We start from the raw sequence: 17,234 nt of genomic DNA, 5'->3' as shown, positions 1-17,234 counted from the left end.
GTGGTCCGGCCGGGAGGCGCGGTCCCTGACCATGTGGGGGGCGGGTCAGCCTGCGGGCGGTGGTCCGGCCGGGAGGCGCAGCGCCAGGCCGTCGAGCATGGCCTCCAGGCCGTAGGCGAACTTGGCATCACGCATTTCGACCGGGTCGAACTCCTTCGTCGCGGCCGCTGCGTAAGCCTCCGTCAGGTTGTCGTGGCCCTCGGCGGCCTGCTGGGCGGCCGGCATGAGGCGGGCGATGAGGCCTGCCTCCGTCTCACCTGACCGGGCCACCGTGGTCAGCCAGGCCGCCTCGGTGGTGCTCATGCCGATCACGTATCCGACGAGGGAGTCGATCGCCCGGCCGGGATCGGGGAACCCGGCCTGGACGAACAGGGTCGCCAGCCGGTTCGAGAAGGACATCAGGTTGGGGCCGAGGTAGGCCAGGCCGGCCTGTCCCAGCACGGAGGACAGCCACGGGTGGCGCAGGGCCGTCGCGCGGAAGGACGCGGCAGCCTCGGCGCTCACCGTCCGCCAGTCCGCGGAGTCGACGGGCGGCACGACCATCTCGCCGAAGACCTCGTCCACGGCGAGCTCCATCAGCTCGTCCTTGGTGGCGACATGGCGGTACAGCGAAGTCGCTCCGGCGTTCAGTCGAGCGGCGAGCTTCCGCATGCTCAGGGCCTCGATGCCGTCGGCGTCCAGCATCACGATCGCCTCCCGGACGATCGCCTCCTGGGACAGCCCGGGCTGTTCGGCCTCGCGCGGTCGGCGGGTCCAGACGGAGGGAATGGGCTGCGGCTTCTTGTCGGCGGCCATCGGCTCGCTCCTTTGCGTACGTCGTGCGCATTCAGCGTACAGGGTTCGGGGGTTGCGAACGCTGTACGCGCCAGCGTACGGTGTTCGCAACACACGGAACAGTGTTCGCATCGCCGGAACGGTGTGCGCAACCCGAAAGGAAAGCCCGATGACAGCCGCAGCCGCAGGGCCCGAGACCCGCAGTCCGCACCGCTGGTGGATCCTGATCGTGCTGTGCCTCAGCACGCTGGTCCTGGTGGTCGACAGCATGGCGCTGACCGTCGCCGTGCCGGCCATGACCGAGGACATCGGAGCGAGCCCCCAGCAGATCCAGTGGATCCTCGACTCCTACGTGCTGGTCTTCGCCGGTCTGCTGCTGACCTCGGGAAGTCTCGGTGACCGGTTCGGCCGCCGAAAGGTGATGATCATCGGCCTGCTGCTCTTCGGAGCGGCATCGCTGGCCGCGGTGTTCTGCACGACACCGGGCGAGGTCATCGCCGTCCGCACGGCCATGGGCGTCGGCGGCGCGCTGATCATGCCGTCCACCCTCTCGATCCTGATCACGGTCTTCGACGAGGAGGAGCGCCCGAAGGCGATGGCCGCCTGGGGCTCGGTGTCGATGCTCGGCCTGGTCGGCAGCCCGGTCCTCGGCGGTGTCCTGATCGACCACTTCTCCTGGCACTCGATCTTCTTCATCAACGTCCCGGTCGTCGTCCTGGCCGTGGCGGCCGGACTCCTGCTGATGCCCGAGTCCAAGGCCCCCTGGCAGAAGGCCGACCCGCTGGGTGCCGTCCTCTCCGCCGTCGGCATGACAGCCCTGGTCTGGTGGATCATCGAGATCCCGCAGCACGGCGCCTTCGAGGGCCGCGGTCTGGTCACCCTCGCCATAGCCGTCGCCTCCCTGGTCGGCTTCGTGGTCTGGGAGAACGCCACCGCCTCGCCGATGGTGCCGCTGGTCCTCTTCAAGCACCGCAACTTCACCGGCGGTTCGATCTCGCTGGCCCTGGTCCAGATCGGCAACGGCGGTCTGCTCCTGATCCTCACCCAGTACCTTCAGTCGGTCCTCGGCTACTCCCCGGTCAAGGCCGGTCTGGCCTTCACCCCGCTGGCCGTGGCCGCGCTGATCGGCAACGGAGCCGGCGCCAAGCTCGCCGCCAAGGTCGGTTACCGCTGGCTGATCCTGGCCGGCATGCTCCTGATGGCGGCTTCCTTCGGCCTGCTGACCAGCGTCACCACCGACAGCGGCTTCACCGTCCCGGCCGTCGCCCTCGGTCTGCTCGGCCTCGGCGCCGGTATGGCCATGCCGGCCGCGGTGGGCGCCCTGATGGGGACGATCCCGGCCGACAAGGCGGGCGTCGGCTCCGCTCTGAACGACACCATCCAGCAGGCCGGTACCGCCCTCGGTATCGCCATCCTCGGCTCGCTGCTCACCAGCACCTTCTCCGCGGAGATGCCGGCCGGTACCCCCGAGCAGGCCAAGCAGTCGATCAACGGCGCGCTGGCCGTCGCCCAGGGCGACGCGGGCCTGGTCCAGGCCGCGAAGGAGGCCTTCACCGCCTCGATGTCCACCACGCTCACCGTCAGCGCGATCGGTGTCCTGGCCGCCGCCCTGCTCGCCGTGGTGGTCATGCGCGGCGGCAAGGACGAGACCCCGGCCGAGGGTGCCACCGTAAGGGAGGCCCCGGAGAAGGAGGTCGTGCCGGCCGCCTGACGGCCTACCTCACCCCTCACTTCCCCTCACTTCCCCTCACGCCCCCTCACATCCCCGAACACCGCTCCGCGCCGCGAGGCCGGCACCCGCAGAGGGTGCCGGCCTCGGCCGTCTCCGGCCCGGTCCTACCGGGAGTGCCGCTCCAGGTCGTGGTGGACGGCCTTGGCCAAGGCCTCGATCGTGTCCATGCCGTAGTTCATGCCCACGTCCGGCGACTCGTCCTCCGGGACCCTGTTGTTCTCGGTGAGGACCACGAGACCGTAGTCATGGGCCCGGCCGGTGAACGCGCTCATGCTGTTGACCTTCCAGTCCCCGCGGTCCCAGGGGTTCTTGAGCTTGCGTTCGGAACGCTGGAGCCACCCATTCTTGACCTGGACGGCGGCGTCCGAGGGGGCCCCGGCGGGCGTTCCCCACCGCTGGTCCTTCCGTACCTCACGCATAAGGCCCAAAATGTAGGCGCGCTCTTCGTCATTCAGTACGGAGTCGTCCTTTCCGGTGAGCAGTTCGAGCAATTTCGCCTGGTCGCCCGCGGTGACCTGGGTCAGACCCATGAGACCGGCCTTGTTGATGGTGGTGTTCTCCATTCCGGCCTTGTCCAGGAAGGCCTGGATCTTCTTGCGCCCGAGCCTGTCCCACAAGGTGTACGTCGCCTTGTTGTCCGAGCTCACGATCATCTTCCTGGCCAGGTCCCGCTCGCCCTCGGACAAGGCGGACTCCCTGGCCAGGAGCAGGGCCCCCAGGACGATCGGCTTGACCGTGCTCGCGGAGTCGTACTGCTTGTCCGCGCCGTACGTGCACGAGGTACGGGTGGCTCGGTCGTACAGCGCCACCGAGGCTTCACTGGTGCGCTTCTCCAGAGCCTTCGCCATGTCCCGGGTCAGCGCGTTGGCCAGTTCGGGATTTTGGGACACGCACGTGATGAGGCGGCCCTTGAGCTGCTGAAAAGCGGTTTCGGCTTTCCGTGGCCCGTGGGGCGCGGGTGCCGGAGGGCCGGGGCTGGGGACAGGTGCCGAGGGGGACATCGCAATGGCGACGCAGACCGCCGCGGAAATCGCCCCCGGAATCGCCTTTGACGTCACATCACGGCGCTTCAACGTGTTCCCCTTCGGCCGACGCGCTGGTGATCGGACGCTACGAGCGCGGGGCGGGGACGGCCTGCCGGGTCGGCCGATAGGACTAAGAGATCCTTTTCATGACGGCCGAGAAGGTGAACGAGCGAGCGCTCCCGAATGGGCGGTCCGCAGGCCCGGCGGTCCAGCGGTGCGGTCAGGGCGTGGCTGGGCCTGGCCCGTCCGACCGGCTAAGGTGGCGACCTTCGGCCGGCGGAAGCCGTACGGAGTCCTCGAAGGCCGGGCACATCATGCATCTCGCCGACCATCCCGCACGTCGCCGCCTCAGCGCCGCCCTGGCCGGCCTCGCCGTCACCTTCCGCGGCATGACCGCCCATCCGGACGAGCACAACTGCGAATGCCACTGGGGCAGCCCGGAGGAGCTCGCCCTCCTGAAGACACCGGACGTGGAGCTGGAGCCGGACCTCCTGCGCCGCACCTGGCAGGCCATCGACTGGTCCGATCACGCCGCCGTGCTGCGCCGCGTCCTGCCGCAGTTCGCCACGGTCCTGGTCGCCGGCCACGCGGAACCCCTGTTCGGCCTGGAACAGGCCGGGTACTCCTTCGCACGCGGCCGCTGGCAGCAGTGGCCCGACGATCAAGCCGGTCCGGTGCGCGAGTTTCTGCACGCCTGGTGGGTGCAGAGCCTCACCGACCCGGATGCGGTCGTCCCGGCGCACCAGGTCTTCGTGATGTGTGCCGAGGCGTCCGGAACGGTCCGCCCCTGGCTTGGCGAATGGGAGAAGCAGACCGGGGACCTCAGCGACCGGCGTCTCGCCGAGGCGGCGGCGGAATGGGAGTACGAGCTCCTGGGAGACAGGCTGCCGTGGAGCGTCGGCTGGTACGAGCACGACGAGGAGGAGATGCGAACCGAACTGGTCACCTGGCTCCTCGACCACGCCGCGCCGCGCCTCCGTGAGTCGGGCGCCTCGACAGATCTGCAGCACTGGATACGGCTGCTCGGACTCACGGATGAGGCCCGCTGGACGGATCCGTACTGGTCCGGTCACCGCTACTGACGTCAAAGGCCCCGGACCATGATCGGTCCGGGGCCTTTTGCCTGGTGCCCCCGGCAGGATTCGAACCTGCGACACCCGCTTTAGGAGTGGGATCGAATCCGTGCCGGGCGGTTCCAGACCGTGCCGCGCGGTGCTGTCCTGCCTGATCAGCGCCGCGCGGAACGGTGCCCGATCCTGCACGTGTTGCCTGGTGCTGGCCTGTCCGCTCACGCATCGCGCACGCATGAACCCTCCGCTTGGGATGCATGACCGCAGTTCGAGGCCGGTTCTTCCGCTCGTCTCGGCGATGGTCGCAGGTGGTCTTGGGGGTGAAGGGCGCACTTGATGGACTCTTCTCCTACCCGTACGCAGGGGGCTACTTCTTCGCCCTGATGCGCACTGAGACGGGAGATACGTCTGGAGTTGTCCGCCAGACGTCATGGCGGCGCGCCGCTATGCTTCACCCATTTCGTCTAGTGCCTTCACGGCATCTTCATCAGTGAGGGAGCTGCGCTGTATGCCCCGTCAAGGCTCGCTGCCTTCCGCGGACCGCGCTCGGCTGGACAAGCTGCTTGTCTCATGGCGGGACTCACTCATTGACTTGAGCCTCCGTAACCGGCTGCTCAACTATCAGCGCCGCTCCTCGTCCGCTGGCATGGATCTGGTCGAGCCCGGGCTCGCTGGCGTGCTGGAAGGGCTCTCCCGCGGCTGCACCTTCTCTGTCGTGCGCGACGAAAAGCCTGATGGCGAGACCCCTGGTTCGGCGCCGGCGATCGTGGCGAACCCGGCGGGTTCCATCGCCGGCGCGAGGGCGATCGACACCCCCGCGTCTCGGGCCGGGGTCGGAGGTGGCCGACCTGGTGTGGAGCTCAAGACCTCCAAGACCACCCAGGCCGAGCAGGTCCGGCACCTGCGGCGCCTGGCTCTGGTCGCGCGGGAGAAGTTCAACGACTACGGCCTGTGGGTTCTCCATCTCGGCGTGGGCTTCCTTGACTGGACGCCGGCCACGTCCGCCGAGAAGAGCTTCAGCTCACCCTTGGTGATAGTGCCGGTCGTCCTGGAACGGCGCCGTGGGGACTCGTACGTCCTGAAGATCAATACGGATGAGGAGCCATCCCTCAACCCAGCCCTTGCCATCAAGATGGGCGAGTTGGGCATCGAATGGCCGCGTGTCGACCAGGTGGACCACCGTGACATTCCGGAGCTGCTTGCGCGGGTACGGCACGCGGTAGCCGGCGTGCGCGGTTGGAAGGTCACCAACCGGGTTGTGCTGGATACGTTCAACTCCAGCAAGGAGGTCATGTATCGGGACCTCCTGGACAATGCCGCCCGTGTGCAGGCCAGCGCCCTCGTGCGAGCCATCGGACTCGGCGCCGACTCCGGCATTGCGTCCGGAACCTTTGCCTTCGACCCCGTCGACACGGATCGCATCGACGAGGTCCAGCCGCCCGAGAACGCCCCCCTCGTGCTCGACGCGGACTCCTCCCAACGACAGTGCGTCGCTGCCGCGCTCGAAGGCCGCAGCTTCGTGATGGATGGACCGCCCGGCACCGGCAAGAGCCAGACGATCACCAACATGATTGCGGGTCTGCTGGAGCAGGGCCGCACCGTGCTGTTCGTCAGCGAGAAGGCGGCAGCGCTCGATGTGGTCCGCAACCGACTCGGCGATCTCGGTCTCGACGACTACGTCCTGGCCTTGCACAGCAACAACATGGGCCGGAAGCAGGTGGCGCAGGAACTCGGCCAGGCATTGCAGGCACCCCGCCGTACCTCGCCCGGCAGTGCCCAGGCGGACCTCAACCGCGCTCGCCAGCTACGCAAGGAACTTTCCGGATACGCGGCGGCGATGAACGAGATCCGGCCTGGTCTCGACGCGAGCCTGCATGATGTCCTGGGACGGATCTCCCTGCTCGACGATTCCCACCCCCTGCCCCCGGCCCCCGCCTTCGACGCGGCGGCGTTCAGCGCCGAGCGACTTGGCCAGGCGACGGTGGCGGCCCGCCAGGTCAGCAGGTCGTGGCGGCCGGCTGCGGAAGGCACCGCGTTCTCCTGGTACGGGCTGACAGCCACCGGAGAGCCGCTGCAGGCGCTCGACCTCGCCACCGAGACCCTCGTCGAGCTGGAGACGAGGTTGCTGCCGCACGCGGATCTCCTCGCCGACCTCGGCTGGCAGGGAGTTCGGGACGTATCCCGGCTGACCGCTCTTCTCCGGATCGCCGGTGCGCGGCCGACTCTGCCGTTCCCGTGGCTGACCGCCGAGTACCACGGTCTGACCACAGCGGTGGCAGACTTCCGACGCCGCCTGGACGCGGTCATCGACGCCGAGCGGTTGGCGGAGCGGACACTCGGCAGGGCATGGGACCAGCTGCCGGCCGAAGTGGACGCCACGCCGAGTCCTGAGGAGACCGCTCTCGCGACTCTGCTGCCCCCGGCCATCGATATCAGTGCGCTCACCGCTGATGCCGCGCGCGAGCTCGGGGATCGGCTCGAAGCCGACGCCACAGCACTCGATGACGCAGTCAAGTCGCTGGCGGCGGTTGCCGCGATGTACGGCCTGCCGGCCCCCGAGACCTGCGACGAAGCCCTTCGTCTGGGCCGCCTCGCCGACCTGGCGGGGGACTCCGACGATGCCAAGCCGCTGGCGGCATGGCTCACCCGAGAGGGCGCGGCTGGTGCGAGGACCGCCGCACAGGTCCTGCGCGAAGCCGTGGACCGCCTGAGTGCGGCGCGGAAGAAGGCCGAAGGGATCTTCACGGACCGGGTATTGCAGGAAGACTCCCTCGAAGACGTGGCGCACCGGTTCGCCACGGTGCACCGGTCCATCACTGCCAGGCTGACAGCAGCATGTCGCGCCGACCGGCGGTTGGTGAGGTCACTCCTCCCCGATGGCGGCAAGTGCACCAAGGAGGTGCTGGCCACGCTGCCGGCGGCGGTGGCCTGGCAGCAGGCGGCACGGACCCTGCACGCTGAGGTCGGCCACCACGCAGCGGCCCTTGGCAAGCACTGGCGGGGCGAGGACACTGACTTCGATGGCCTGGACTCCCTCATAGCACGGGCCGATGAAATCCTGGCGCTCGCTCCCCGGGTGATCAACCAGGACGCGTTGGCACGCGAGGTGGCTTCTGGGGGACAGCCGCGTGCTGCCGCGAGGAACACCGCAGAGCAGGCTGCCGCCCGGCTGATCGAATGGCGGGACTCCCTCGTGCTTCCGCCCATGCCTGGGCCGTCGTACGAGTTGGAACCGGGAAGTCTCCGTGCCGCCGCGCAGTGGAGTCGCGCGCATGTAGCGCCCCTGCGAACTGCGGAGCGCCTGATGCGGATCGTGGAGCAGACGGCTGCCGCGGACGGAGGCGCGGTCGCGGCGTCCGGCACCTGGACTCTCGCCTCCGCACGCGCGGCAGTCCGTACCGTACAGGCGACGCGTGCCGCCGTATCGGAGTTCCGGTCGAAGGAAGAAGCGGACCGAGAACTCCTCGGTGACCTCTACACGGCCAGGAGCACCAAGGTGCCCGACCTGACGGCCGGCCTGGACTGGATCGCCGCTCTGCGTGAGTCGTGTGGGCTTCAGCAGAAGACTCTCCTGAGCGCGTCCGCCGCAGAGATCCTCTACCGGGCGGAATCCGACACGGAACTGGAAGCCGCTGCGGACGCGTGGTCACGTGCCTCAGGGGCGCTGGCGAATCTGTTCCGTCCGGAACGCGCCGAGCAGCTGCGTCAGTCGTTCGCCGATGGCCAGGACGCGGCCGTAAAGGCGCTGGCCGTCCTGGACAACGACCGGGGCGGTCCTGACGAATGGCGCGCTTACGACATCGGACGCAGCTCCCTCGACGACCTGGGCCTTGGGGACCTGGTGGACCGGGCGGTGCGCCGTGGGGTCACTCCGGCAGACTTCCCGGACGTGGTCGAACGTGCGGTGCTCCGCGCATGGGCGGATGTCCAACTGGCAGACGACCGGCGGCTGGCCATCTCCCGGTCCGCTGACCGTGACGATCTCGTGGCCGGCTTCCGGAAGCTGGACGCGAGACTGGCCGACCATGCCCGTCTGCGCGTCGTCCAGGCGTGTGACGGCCGGCGCCCGCGGAGTACGAGTACGCCGGGTGCGGCGCTGCTCAAGCGCGAGGGCGAGAAGAAGAGTCGGCACAAGCCCGTGCGGGAGCTGCTGGAGGCTGCCAGGGACACGGTGTCACGGGTCAAGCCATGCTTCATGATGAGTCCGCTCACCGTGAGCCGCTTCCTGCCGTCCGACCTCGTCTTCGACGTGGTGATCTTCGATGAGGCGTCGCAGGTCCTGCCGCAGGACGCCATCAACTGCGTCTATCGCGGACGGGCACTGATCGTCGCCGGCGACCAGAAGCAGCTTCCGCCCACCGCGTTCTTCTCCTCTGCGGACGACGATGAGGAGGACCGCGAGGACGAGGAGGCCCCGGACAGGTTCGCCTCCGTGCTGGACCTCTGCAAAGCGAGCGGACTGCTGGAAAGTCTTTCCCTGCGCTGGCACTACCGCAGCCGTCACGAGGACCTGATCGCCTTCAGCAACCGGGAGTTCTACGACGAGTCGATGACGACCTTCCCGGGCGCTCATGCTGAGGGTGAGGATGTCGGCGTCGCCTTCTACCGTGCCACGGAGGGCGTCTACCGATCGGGGGCAGCCGCCCGGAACAACCCCGGGGAGGCCGCAGCGGTGGCCCGCCGGGTCATCCACCACTTCAGTACGCGCAAGGGCCGGTCGCTGGGCGTCGTCGCGCTGTCCCAGTCGCAGGCCGTCGCGATCCAGGACGCTGTGGACGCGGCCCGGCAGAGCCGCCCCGATCTCGACGAGTGCTTCTCCGAGGACCGGCTGAACGGATTCTTCGTGAAGAACCTGGAGAGCGTGCAGGGCGACGAGCGGGATGTCATGATCCTTTCCGTCGGTTACGGCCCTGACGCCCAGGGCAAGTTCTCGAAGAACTTCGGTCCGGTGAACAAAGCCGATGGCTGGCGCCGACTGAACGTCGCCGTGACCCGAGCGCGCTACCGTGTGGAGGTCGTGGCCTCGTTCGAACCGGGTGAGGTGGGAGACACCGGTAGCAAGAGTTTCCGGCACTTCAGCCGCTATCTGAGGTACGCACAGAGCGGGCCGTCCGTGCTCTCCCAGGAGGCGGTGGACCCGGACGCCCAGCCGGAAAGCCCGTTCGAGGAATCCGTACTGGCGGTGCTCCGCAACTGGGGTTATGACGTACAGCCTCAGGTCGGTGTCGCGGGCTACCGCATCGACCTGGGCGTCCGGCATCCGGACCGACCGGGCCTGTACGCGTTGGGCGTGGAGTGCGACGGTGCCATGTACCACTCCTCGAAGGCGGCACGCGACCGTGACCGCCTGCGCGAAGGAGTGCTGCGAGGACTCGGCTGGGAGTTGCACCGGATCTGGGGCACCGACTGGTACCGCGACCGGTCCGGAGCCGAAGTCCGCCTCCGTGCTGCGGTCGATCGCGCGGTGGCTCTCGTCAGGACGAGCCCCAGTAGCCCGCGTGTGATTGCGGGCGGCACGGCGGAACCGGGAGCATCATCGCCGCGAGCCGAATCGCGGAGCGGGTCCGCACAGCGGCCTTCTGCGACTCGGGGTAATGGAACCCGGACCGCCGCCGCCTCCCCTCTCTCGGCGCGGCGGAGCGGAACCGTGCCAGCCCCGCGGCGCGATGAAGCCACTCCCGCCCCCCGGTATCCGGTATCGACATTGGCCGAGACCTCCCGTCGCCGCGTCGAGAACGAACTGTCCCAGATCCGCCAGTATCTGCAGCAGCCGGAGCCCGTGGACCCCGCCACCGACTACCGGGTGCGCGCCGACAACCGGCGTCATTGGGAGAAGCGCTGTGCACAGCTCAAGGAGCGCGCCGCCTTCCTGGAGACCTTCCTCAAGGCAGTGCCCTCCACTCCTCGCGCGACTGGTGGAAAGATGGTCGCCCCTGGTCGTCTGATCGGCCTGACCTTCGGCGGATCCACAGACGTCGAGGAGTACGAGATCACTTCTCAGAGCCCCGCGATGGTGAAGGGCGAGGTGCTCAGCCCGTCTTCGCCCCTCGCCGCTGCCCTGCTGTGGCGCATGGCTGACTCCACGGTCGAGTACGAAGACGGATCAGGGAAGCGACGGACCGCTCAAATCCGACACGTTCGCGACTGAAGGAAACGCCAGGCGATCGACCAGGGCCGTCAATCAGCGGAGGGGAGGGCTCGGAGACGATCGTGGAAGTCTCGTACGGCCGGCACCGTGGAGTGCGGTTCGAGGTACTGGCTGAATTTCGTCAGCCGGACGCGTGCCCGGTCCGAGCGGACGCGGTTCTCCAGCAGCTCCAGTGGGATCGGGTCCGTGATCGGGAGTGATTTTCCGTGCCGGGTGGTGCTGTCCGTGCAGGTCAGCACCCCGGCCTTGCCCGCTGACGTCGGATGCCGCTCCGTCCGCGCACGCATCCGGGCGTGTGACCAGCCGTACTCCAGCCTTGAGAGGGCGACATCTCCACGGCCGTGTGACAGCCGGCCGAAGGGGGACCACGTGCTATCGCCGTACCCGCCTGCGATGGGGTGGTGCGCCATATGATGCAGAGATGGTGGGGCGCGACGGAGCGGAACAGGTGGCCAGCCCGTACTCGACTGGTGGCGGTGGCACGGTCTTGGAGCACCGTTTCGGTGCTGTCCTACTGGCTCACCTTCTCCTAGGCGATCCAGTACCGGCTTTGGGCGACGAAGTGACGCCGGTGGAAGTGCGCTTTCAGGACAGTCATTTCAGTGCCGTAGACGACCTGATCGTCGTCGGCAACACAGCCGACGGAGCGCAGCGGCGGTTGTCGATCGGAGTGCGTAGGGCCCCGAGCTTCGTAACCAGCGACGATTCCACAGCGGACCTACTTGTGTCCTACCTGCGGGTTGTTACCGACCATTGGGACGAGGCCAGTACGGGACGCTGGCGCCTGGCAGTTGCAGTGGCCAGTCCCAATCCGGCCGTACAACAGGTGCGTGAGCTGGCTGTGATCGCTCATGGGCAGCCCGATGAGGAGTCGTTCCGCGCAGCGGTAGAACAGGCGGGACGTACGAGCAACGCTGTTCGCACGCGATTGACTCATCTGGATGCGTTGATCGCTAAGGCGGCTGCCAGCCCGAAGGTACGTACCGAGACACCTGATGCGGAGCTGACCTGGCGAGTCCTGCACGTGCTCTGGTTGTGGGAGTTGAGGCTGGAGGGAGTCGACGAGTCCGATCGCACAGCGGTCGTGGGGCGTCTGCGGGGTATCGTTCCCGACTCCTCCGTAGAGGGTGCCGACGCACTGTTCGAAGCGCTGGGCAGGCTCTCTCAGGGGTACGCCCCGGCAGCGGCCACTGTCACCGAGAGCATGCTGCGAAGGCAGCTTTTCGGGGCTGCGGCTCTTGACCGCTCCCCGTCCTACCCCGCAGCGTGGCGTGTCCTCGACGCCTTGTCGGAGACGGCCGAGAATCTCGTACGGTTCCGGTTGACCGGCGCTGGCGAGAACCTTGAGTTGGAGCGCATCGAGGCCGGAAGCGCCCTGGCTGCCGAAGCAAGAGCGGTCGCATCGCAGGCGACCGCACTGATCGTTCACGGTGAGCCTGATGCTGGCAAGTCGGCTCTGGCCTTGCGTACCGCCGGCCAGCTGCGAGCCGACGGGGTCGCAGTCACAGTGCTGAACCTGCGAGAGACTCCCGCGACCCTGGTGGAATTCGAGACGCTGCTCGGTGCCCGCCTCGCAGTGGTGCTCGGTGCCTCGGCGGTCGGTACGGGGCGCCTGCTGGTCGTTGATGGCGCGGAGTCGGTGCTGGAAGGCCGTGCCCGGTTGCTCTCCGACCTTGCACGGGCGGCCATGACCGCCGGGCTTGGCGTGGTGGCGGTAACCCGCACTGATGGTTCCGGAGCCGCACGTGATGTCCTCAGGCAGGCAGCGGAAAGTGTGGAGCGGTACGGCGAGGTCATCGAGAACCTCGTTCGTGAGCATGAGGTCCCTCGGCTGACCTCGGTTGAGATCACGCAGTTGGTTGAGGTCTTTCCGCAACTGCAGCGGTGGGCCAGTGACGAGCGGGCGCAGTGGTTGCTGGGCAGGCCAGGTCTGGTTGACATGTTGCTGCGTGCAGGTCCGAGCGTGGCGGCCCCTCAAGGAGTGGCGTCGGAGGCCGACCTGTTCGCTGCCGTCTGGGGGCACTTGGTGCGCCGCGGAGAGATGGTGGTGGCAGGAGGGCCCTCCCCTGACGCTCGTGATCAATCTCTTCGTGCACTGGCCAGGCGCCAGCTGCTTCCGCACGAGAACTCTGCGCCACCTGATTCAACCGCGTTGCCTTCCCTGCGTTCCGACGGTTTGCTGGCGCCGCTGAACGCGACCAGTGCCTGGAACCCGTCCGATCGATTTGCCAGCGATCTCGTGCGAGACATGGCAATGGTGCGGCTGCTCGTCACGGACGGCTTCGATCTCCTCTCAGCTGCCGATGCGCCGCGCTGGGCGCTACGTGCCGCACGTGTCGCATGCCAGGCCCAGCTACTCACTACTGCTGACGTCAGGCGGTCACTTGCACACCTGCGTGCCGTCTTTGATCAGATCGCGGTTGACCACGGCGAGCGGTGGTCGGATGTGCCGTGGGAGGCAGTGCTCACCCTCGGTACAGCCGGCGAGGTCCTCGGCCGGGCATGGCCCGAGTTGCAGAAGGACCGGCAAGCCGGATTGCGTACAACGATTCGGTTGGCCATGCAGCGCTACGCGTCCCATGACGTCGGCGACCCGGTGGTGCTTGCGCCGCTGGTCGAGTTGACCTTCTGCCGCGAACACGATGCCGACTCCGATGACAGCTCCCGGGCTACCTATGACATGAGTCGCGCCATCCGCGAACTGGTGCTGGCCTGGCTGCGCGGACTGGTGAGAGCTGAGGTGGGTGTATCCATCCCAATTCGGCAGACGGTGAGGGACCGCATCCTCGCAGCCGAGCCAGAGCATTGGGACGAATTTGCTGTGGAAGCATTGGCACTGCTTGGCCCAGATCTCGACGGACGGGCCGAGGCGTTCCTCAGGGGAATCGCTGACGACGGTGGTGCACGTCTCGACCCTGTCGTGGAGAATTTCTGGCCCGTGACGGGCATGGCTAGACATCAGCCGGATCTGCTCTTGGCCTTTGCTGAGTCCTATTACATCGAACGATATGACTCCGAGGCGGCTAAATACGGCGGGTTTCGTTCGTACCCGTTTGATGATGGCATCCGGCACCACCGTGCTCGTGGAGGCATCACTGAACGGATGGCAGGCTGGTACCACGGCCCCTTCTGGCAGCTGCTGAAGGCCCGCACCGTGCCGACGCTGGCGTTGATCAATCGGATGCTCGACCACGCGGCGGCCATCCGGGTCGGAGACCGCGATAGCCACGTTCAGATTCCCGAAAATGAGCTGACCGGCGTGGATCTGGATCTGCCGGGGGTCGGTGTCAGGCACTGTGTCGGGGACGAACACGTATGGGCCTGGTATCGAGGGTCGTCAGTCGGCCCGTACCCGTGCATGAGTGCGCTGCTCGCGGTTGAGCGCCTCGTGGACCAGCTTGTGGCCATCGCTGATATTCCGATGGCTCGGGTTATGCAGTTGCTGTTGCGTGACTGCAACAACCTGGCCATGCCTGGCCTCGTGGTCGGGTTCCTTGTGCGGCATTTGGAGCAGGCGGGTGATCTGCTGGATCCTTGGATGCGGGACCCAGACGTATGGCATCTGGAATTCGCGCGAGTCGCTGGTGAAGGAGTGCTGTACGTACAAGGCCCGGACGAACCTGACCTTGTGGGGCGCTCTCGCCGTCGAAGCAATCTGCGTGACGTCGCCGCCGAACTCACCATCCGAGCGACCCTCTCCGGTGATCAGAACCGGCTGAACGAGCTCGCGGCCACAGGCGAGGAACTCATCCGTCGTGCCGAGGAACTGGTCGCTGACTCCCAGGGCGGTGCGGATGCTGATCGGATGCTCACCTCAGTACGGGGATGGGCGGCGACGTTCAGTCCGGAGAATTTTCATCCGGAAACTGATGAGTCTGGCAACTTGATCGTGCAGTATCAGCACCCCGAGCCGCTGGCGACTCGCATGCAGCCCGAAGCTGAGATGTTCGACCGTGCCGGCCAGGCGTTGCGCTTGCAGAACACCTACGCCAGATCCGCCGATCGCGTTGCCCCGGTTGACACTCTTCTGGCTGACATCGCCTTGGCGCGATCCCTGGGCGATGACCCACCCAGTCCTGCTCTCAACCGCCTTGACCCGATTGCTGCCGTCGCTGCTGCCGCAGCCGTCGCACACGCCCGCGGACGGATCCAGGTGCCGGTTGACGACTTGCGTTGGGCGACGGATGTCCTGGTCGAGGCGATCGTCGAACCGAGTCGGGCTGAGTACGTCTCTTCTTCCTTCTACTCGGTGGGTGCTGATCGATCTGCGGCGACTGGACTGCCGGCACTCTTGGCTGTGGCATCTGATGACGTCGATCTCGATCGTCAGGCAATCATCGGCGCCTTGGACCGCTGCACCACGAACCACTTCGACGAGGTGCGCATCGCGTTTGCCCTGGCTGTCGAACCTGTCTGGGACGCGCCGTGCGACGCTGACCAGCAGTCGAGCCCGTGCCGCCACCAAGTAGTGCTCAACGTCGTGCGGGCGGGACTGCAGGACTGTCGCCTTGGCGACTGGGACCCGACCACTGGTGTACTCGGCCGTCCCCGGCTCGACGGTCCTTACGAGCAGACGTTGCCCGAGGTCGAGACGGAGCGGCTCTATCTGACGTCACTGATTCCGCCACTTATTGCTGCCGGTTCAGCGTCCCTCAGCAACAGTTGTGTGGCAGATCAGGCGAACGGACTCGCTGAAGTCCTGCTTGACGCCCACGCCCGCGTCGCCGACCACTGGGCGAGGGAAGGGTACGAGAACCGGCACAGCCGGCAGATCGCTCGCGTCATCGTTGCCCTGGCGCTCAGGGGTAACACCGAGCCGCTCAAAGCACATGTACAGCGCTTCGCTGCCAATGGTCGCGCCCTGCAGGATTTCCTCCATGACCTCACCGTGCTGTTCACCTATGACGATGACCTACGCCCGGCCCTTCTGGACATTTGGTCCGTCGTGATGGAGACCGCCCTCGATGCCATCGGCGACGGCACTGAACTACGCACCGATCACCACTGGGGCGACTACGCACTGGGGGCGCTACTACCTGCTCCCGAGATCGACATGAGCGACACCGACATCGACGCGACCCTAGATCGCGCCCGAGAAGGCTGGCTACACCCCGACAGCCTCGCTGGCCTCGTAGATCGTTGGATAAGGATCGCCCGGCAGGAACCCAAGGCCCTCGACGCACTCGCGAAGCTTGGCAAGTGCGCTCCGCTGGAATGGCAGCGAGGCAGGGGACTCGACTTGGCGGAGCAATTGGTCGACGATAACTATGGTGTCATCGCCAACAAGTGCTGGTACGTCACCGACTGGCTTAAGACACTTCACTCACGCGATGAAATGCTGCCGGCCCATATTGCGCGGTGGCGACGCCTCGTCGACGGGTTGGCGGCAGCAGGTGACCACCGAGCAGCCACCCTGCAACTACTCGAAGAGTGACCTCAACATATGGGGATCTAGAGTAGGCGGGCGTCCTTTAGTCCGGAAGTTCTGATGGGCGAGGCCAAGCCGTCAAGGTCTCGGATTCTTTCGTTCGGGGCTTTCGAAATTTTATATCGAAACGGTGTGGCTGACAGGCAGTTCCGGGCGTAGCAGACGTGAGTCTTGCGGGGGGATTCTTCCGTGCTTGAGGAGGCTGGCGATCAGGGCGAGGCCGCTGGTGGCTTGGTCCCGGAAGCGACCTCAGTCCATCCGATCAGCGGGGAGGCTTCGTCTGTCCAGGTGGCCAGTGCGCGGTAGCGTCGCCGAGAGAAGCCATCAGGGAAGGAGCGATCACCGGATGCCGCACAGGACTGATGTCGCCGACAGGCGCGGCCTGATTCTCGACTTCGCCGGGGTGCTTACCGCCAGCCCGATCGATGTCCACCGCGCCTGGTGCGTGTCAGAAGGGCTGGATCCGGGCGCGTGGCGCAGCACTCTCAACGATCACCCTGAGGGCCGGCGTCTGTACGCGGCTCTGGAGATCGGGGAGATCGGGCAGGCCGAGTGGAACGAGGGCACGGCCGCGCTGTTGGGTGCGCACGTGGATCCGGTGAACCTGATGGGGCGGGCCTGGGCCGGGGTGCCCGTGGCCCGCCGGATGGTCGCGCTCGCCCGTGCCGCGCGTGCCGCCGGTCACCGGCTTGCCCTGCTGTCCAACAGCTTCGGGCTCGACCCGTTCAACCCGTACGAACACGTTGGCATCTGGGACCTGTTCGACGTGCACGTCGTCTCCGAGCTGGTTGGGATGGCTAAGCCCGATCCGGCGATCTACGAACTCGCCCTGGAGCGGATCGGGCTGCCCCCCGAGCGGTGCGTGTTCGTGGACGATCACACGGTGAACCTTCCGCCGGCCGCCGATCTGGGCATCGCCACGGTCCACGTCACGGACGAGGGTGAGGCCGTGACCGAGCTGGAGGCCCTCCTCGGTGTCACAGCGGTGCTCGCCGCGTGAACCCAACTGCGGTCTGATCAAAGGCTGTCAGCTCCACCGCTCCAGCCAGTACTGTCC

Annotated in this window: 8 protein-coding genes; 5 read left to right on the top strand and 3 right to left on the bottom strand. The window is 67.0% G+C overall.

What is annotated here, in order from left to right:
- Positions 1-45: 45 nt before the first annotated feature.
- Positions 46-795 (bottom strand): TetR/AcrR family transcriptional regulator C-terminal domain-containing protein, encoded by a 750-nt coding sequence (locus ABT342_RS14675; RefSeq protein WP_351572315.1) that lies wholly within the window; start codon positions 793-795, stop codon positions 46-48.
- A gap of 148 nt (positions 796-943) precedes the next feature.
- Here ABT342_RS14675 and ABT342_RS14670 point away from each other — a divergent pair, with 148 nt between their 5' ends.
- Positions 944-2,485 carry an MFS transporter gene (locus ABT342_RS14670; protein WP_351572313.1) on the top strand — a complete coding sequence of 514 codons (1,542 nt, stop codon included), beginning with the start codon at positions 944-946 and terminating at the stop codon, positions 2,483-2,485.
- A 125-nt stretch (positions 2,486-2,610) separates the two neighbouring features.
- On the opposite strand, the gene ABT342_RS14665 is transcribed toward ABT342_RS14670, so the two are convergent.
- The gene (locus ABT342_RS14665) at positions 2,611-3,396 is read right to left on the bottom strand and encodes a serine hydrolase (protein ID WP_351572310.1); all 786 of its coding nucleotides are present in this window, start codon (positions 3,394-3,396) and stop codon (positions 2,611-2,613) included.
- A gap of 449 nt (positions 3,397-3,845) precedes the next feature.
- Here ABT342_RS14665 and ABT342_RS14660 point away from each other — a divergent pair, with 449 nt between their 5' ends.
- Positions 3,846-4,613 (top strand): hypothetical protein, encoded by a 768-nt coding sequence (locus tag ABT342_RS14660; protein WP_351572307.1) that lies wholly within the window; start codon positions 3,846-3,848, stop codon positions 4,611-4,613.
- Positions 4,614-5,031: 418 nt separating this feature from the next.
- Positions 5,032-10,749 (top strand): PDDEXK-like endonuclease domain-containing protein, encoded by a 5,718-nt coding sequence (locus ABT342_RS14655; protein ID WP_351572304.1) that lies wholly within the window; start codon positions 5,032-5,034, stop codon positions 10,747-10,749.
- Between the two features lie 29 nt (positions 10,750-10,778).
- Here ABT342_RS14655 and ABT342_RS14650 read toward each other — a convergent pair whose 3' ends face one another.
- Positions 10,779-11,036 (bottom strand): hypothetical protein, encoded by a 258-nt coding sequence (locus tag ABT342_RS14650; RefSeq protein ID WP_351572301.1) that lies wholly within the window; start codon positions 11,034-11,036, stop codon positions 10,779-10,781.
- Between the two features lie 263 nt (positions 11,037-11,299).
- Here ABT342_RS14650 and ABT342_RS14645 point away from each other — a divergent pair, with 263 nt between their 5' ends.
- Positions 11,300-16,183: a hypothetical protein gene (locus ABT342_RS14645; protein ID WP_351572299.1), complete on the top strand. Its 4,884-nt coding sequence runs from the start codon at positions 11,300-11,302 to the stop codon at positions 16,181-16,183.
- A 340-nt stretch (positions 16,184-16,523) separates the two neighbouring features.
- Positions 16,524-17,177, top strand: a complete 654-nt coding sequence (locus tag ABT342_RS14640; protein WP_351572297.1) for an HAD-IA family hydrolase — start codon at positions 16,524-16,526, stop codon at positions 17,175-17,177.
- The last annotated feature ends 57 nt before the right edge of the window (positions 17,178-17,234 follow it).

The sequence above is a fragment of the Streptomyces sp. NPDC000410 genome (assembly GCF_040300305.1).
In the GTDB taxonomy this organism is placed as follows: Bacteria; Actinomycetota; Actinomycetes; order Streptomycetales; family Streptomycetaceae; genus Streptomyces.
The sequence above is the reverse complement of the archived record's forward strand: the minus strand, read 5'-3'. Positions and strand labels throughout refer to the sequence as shown.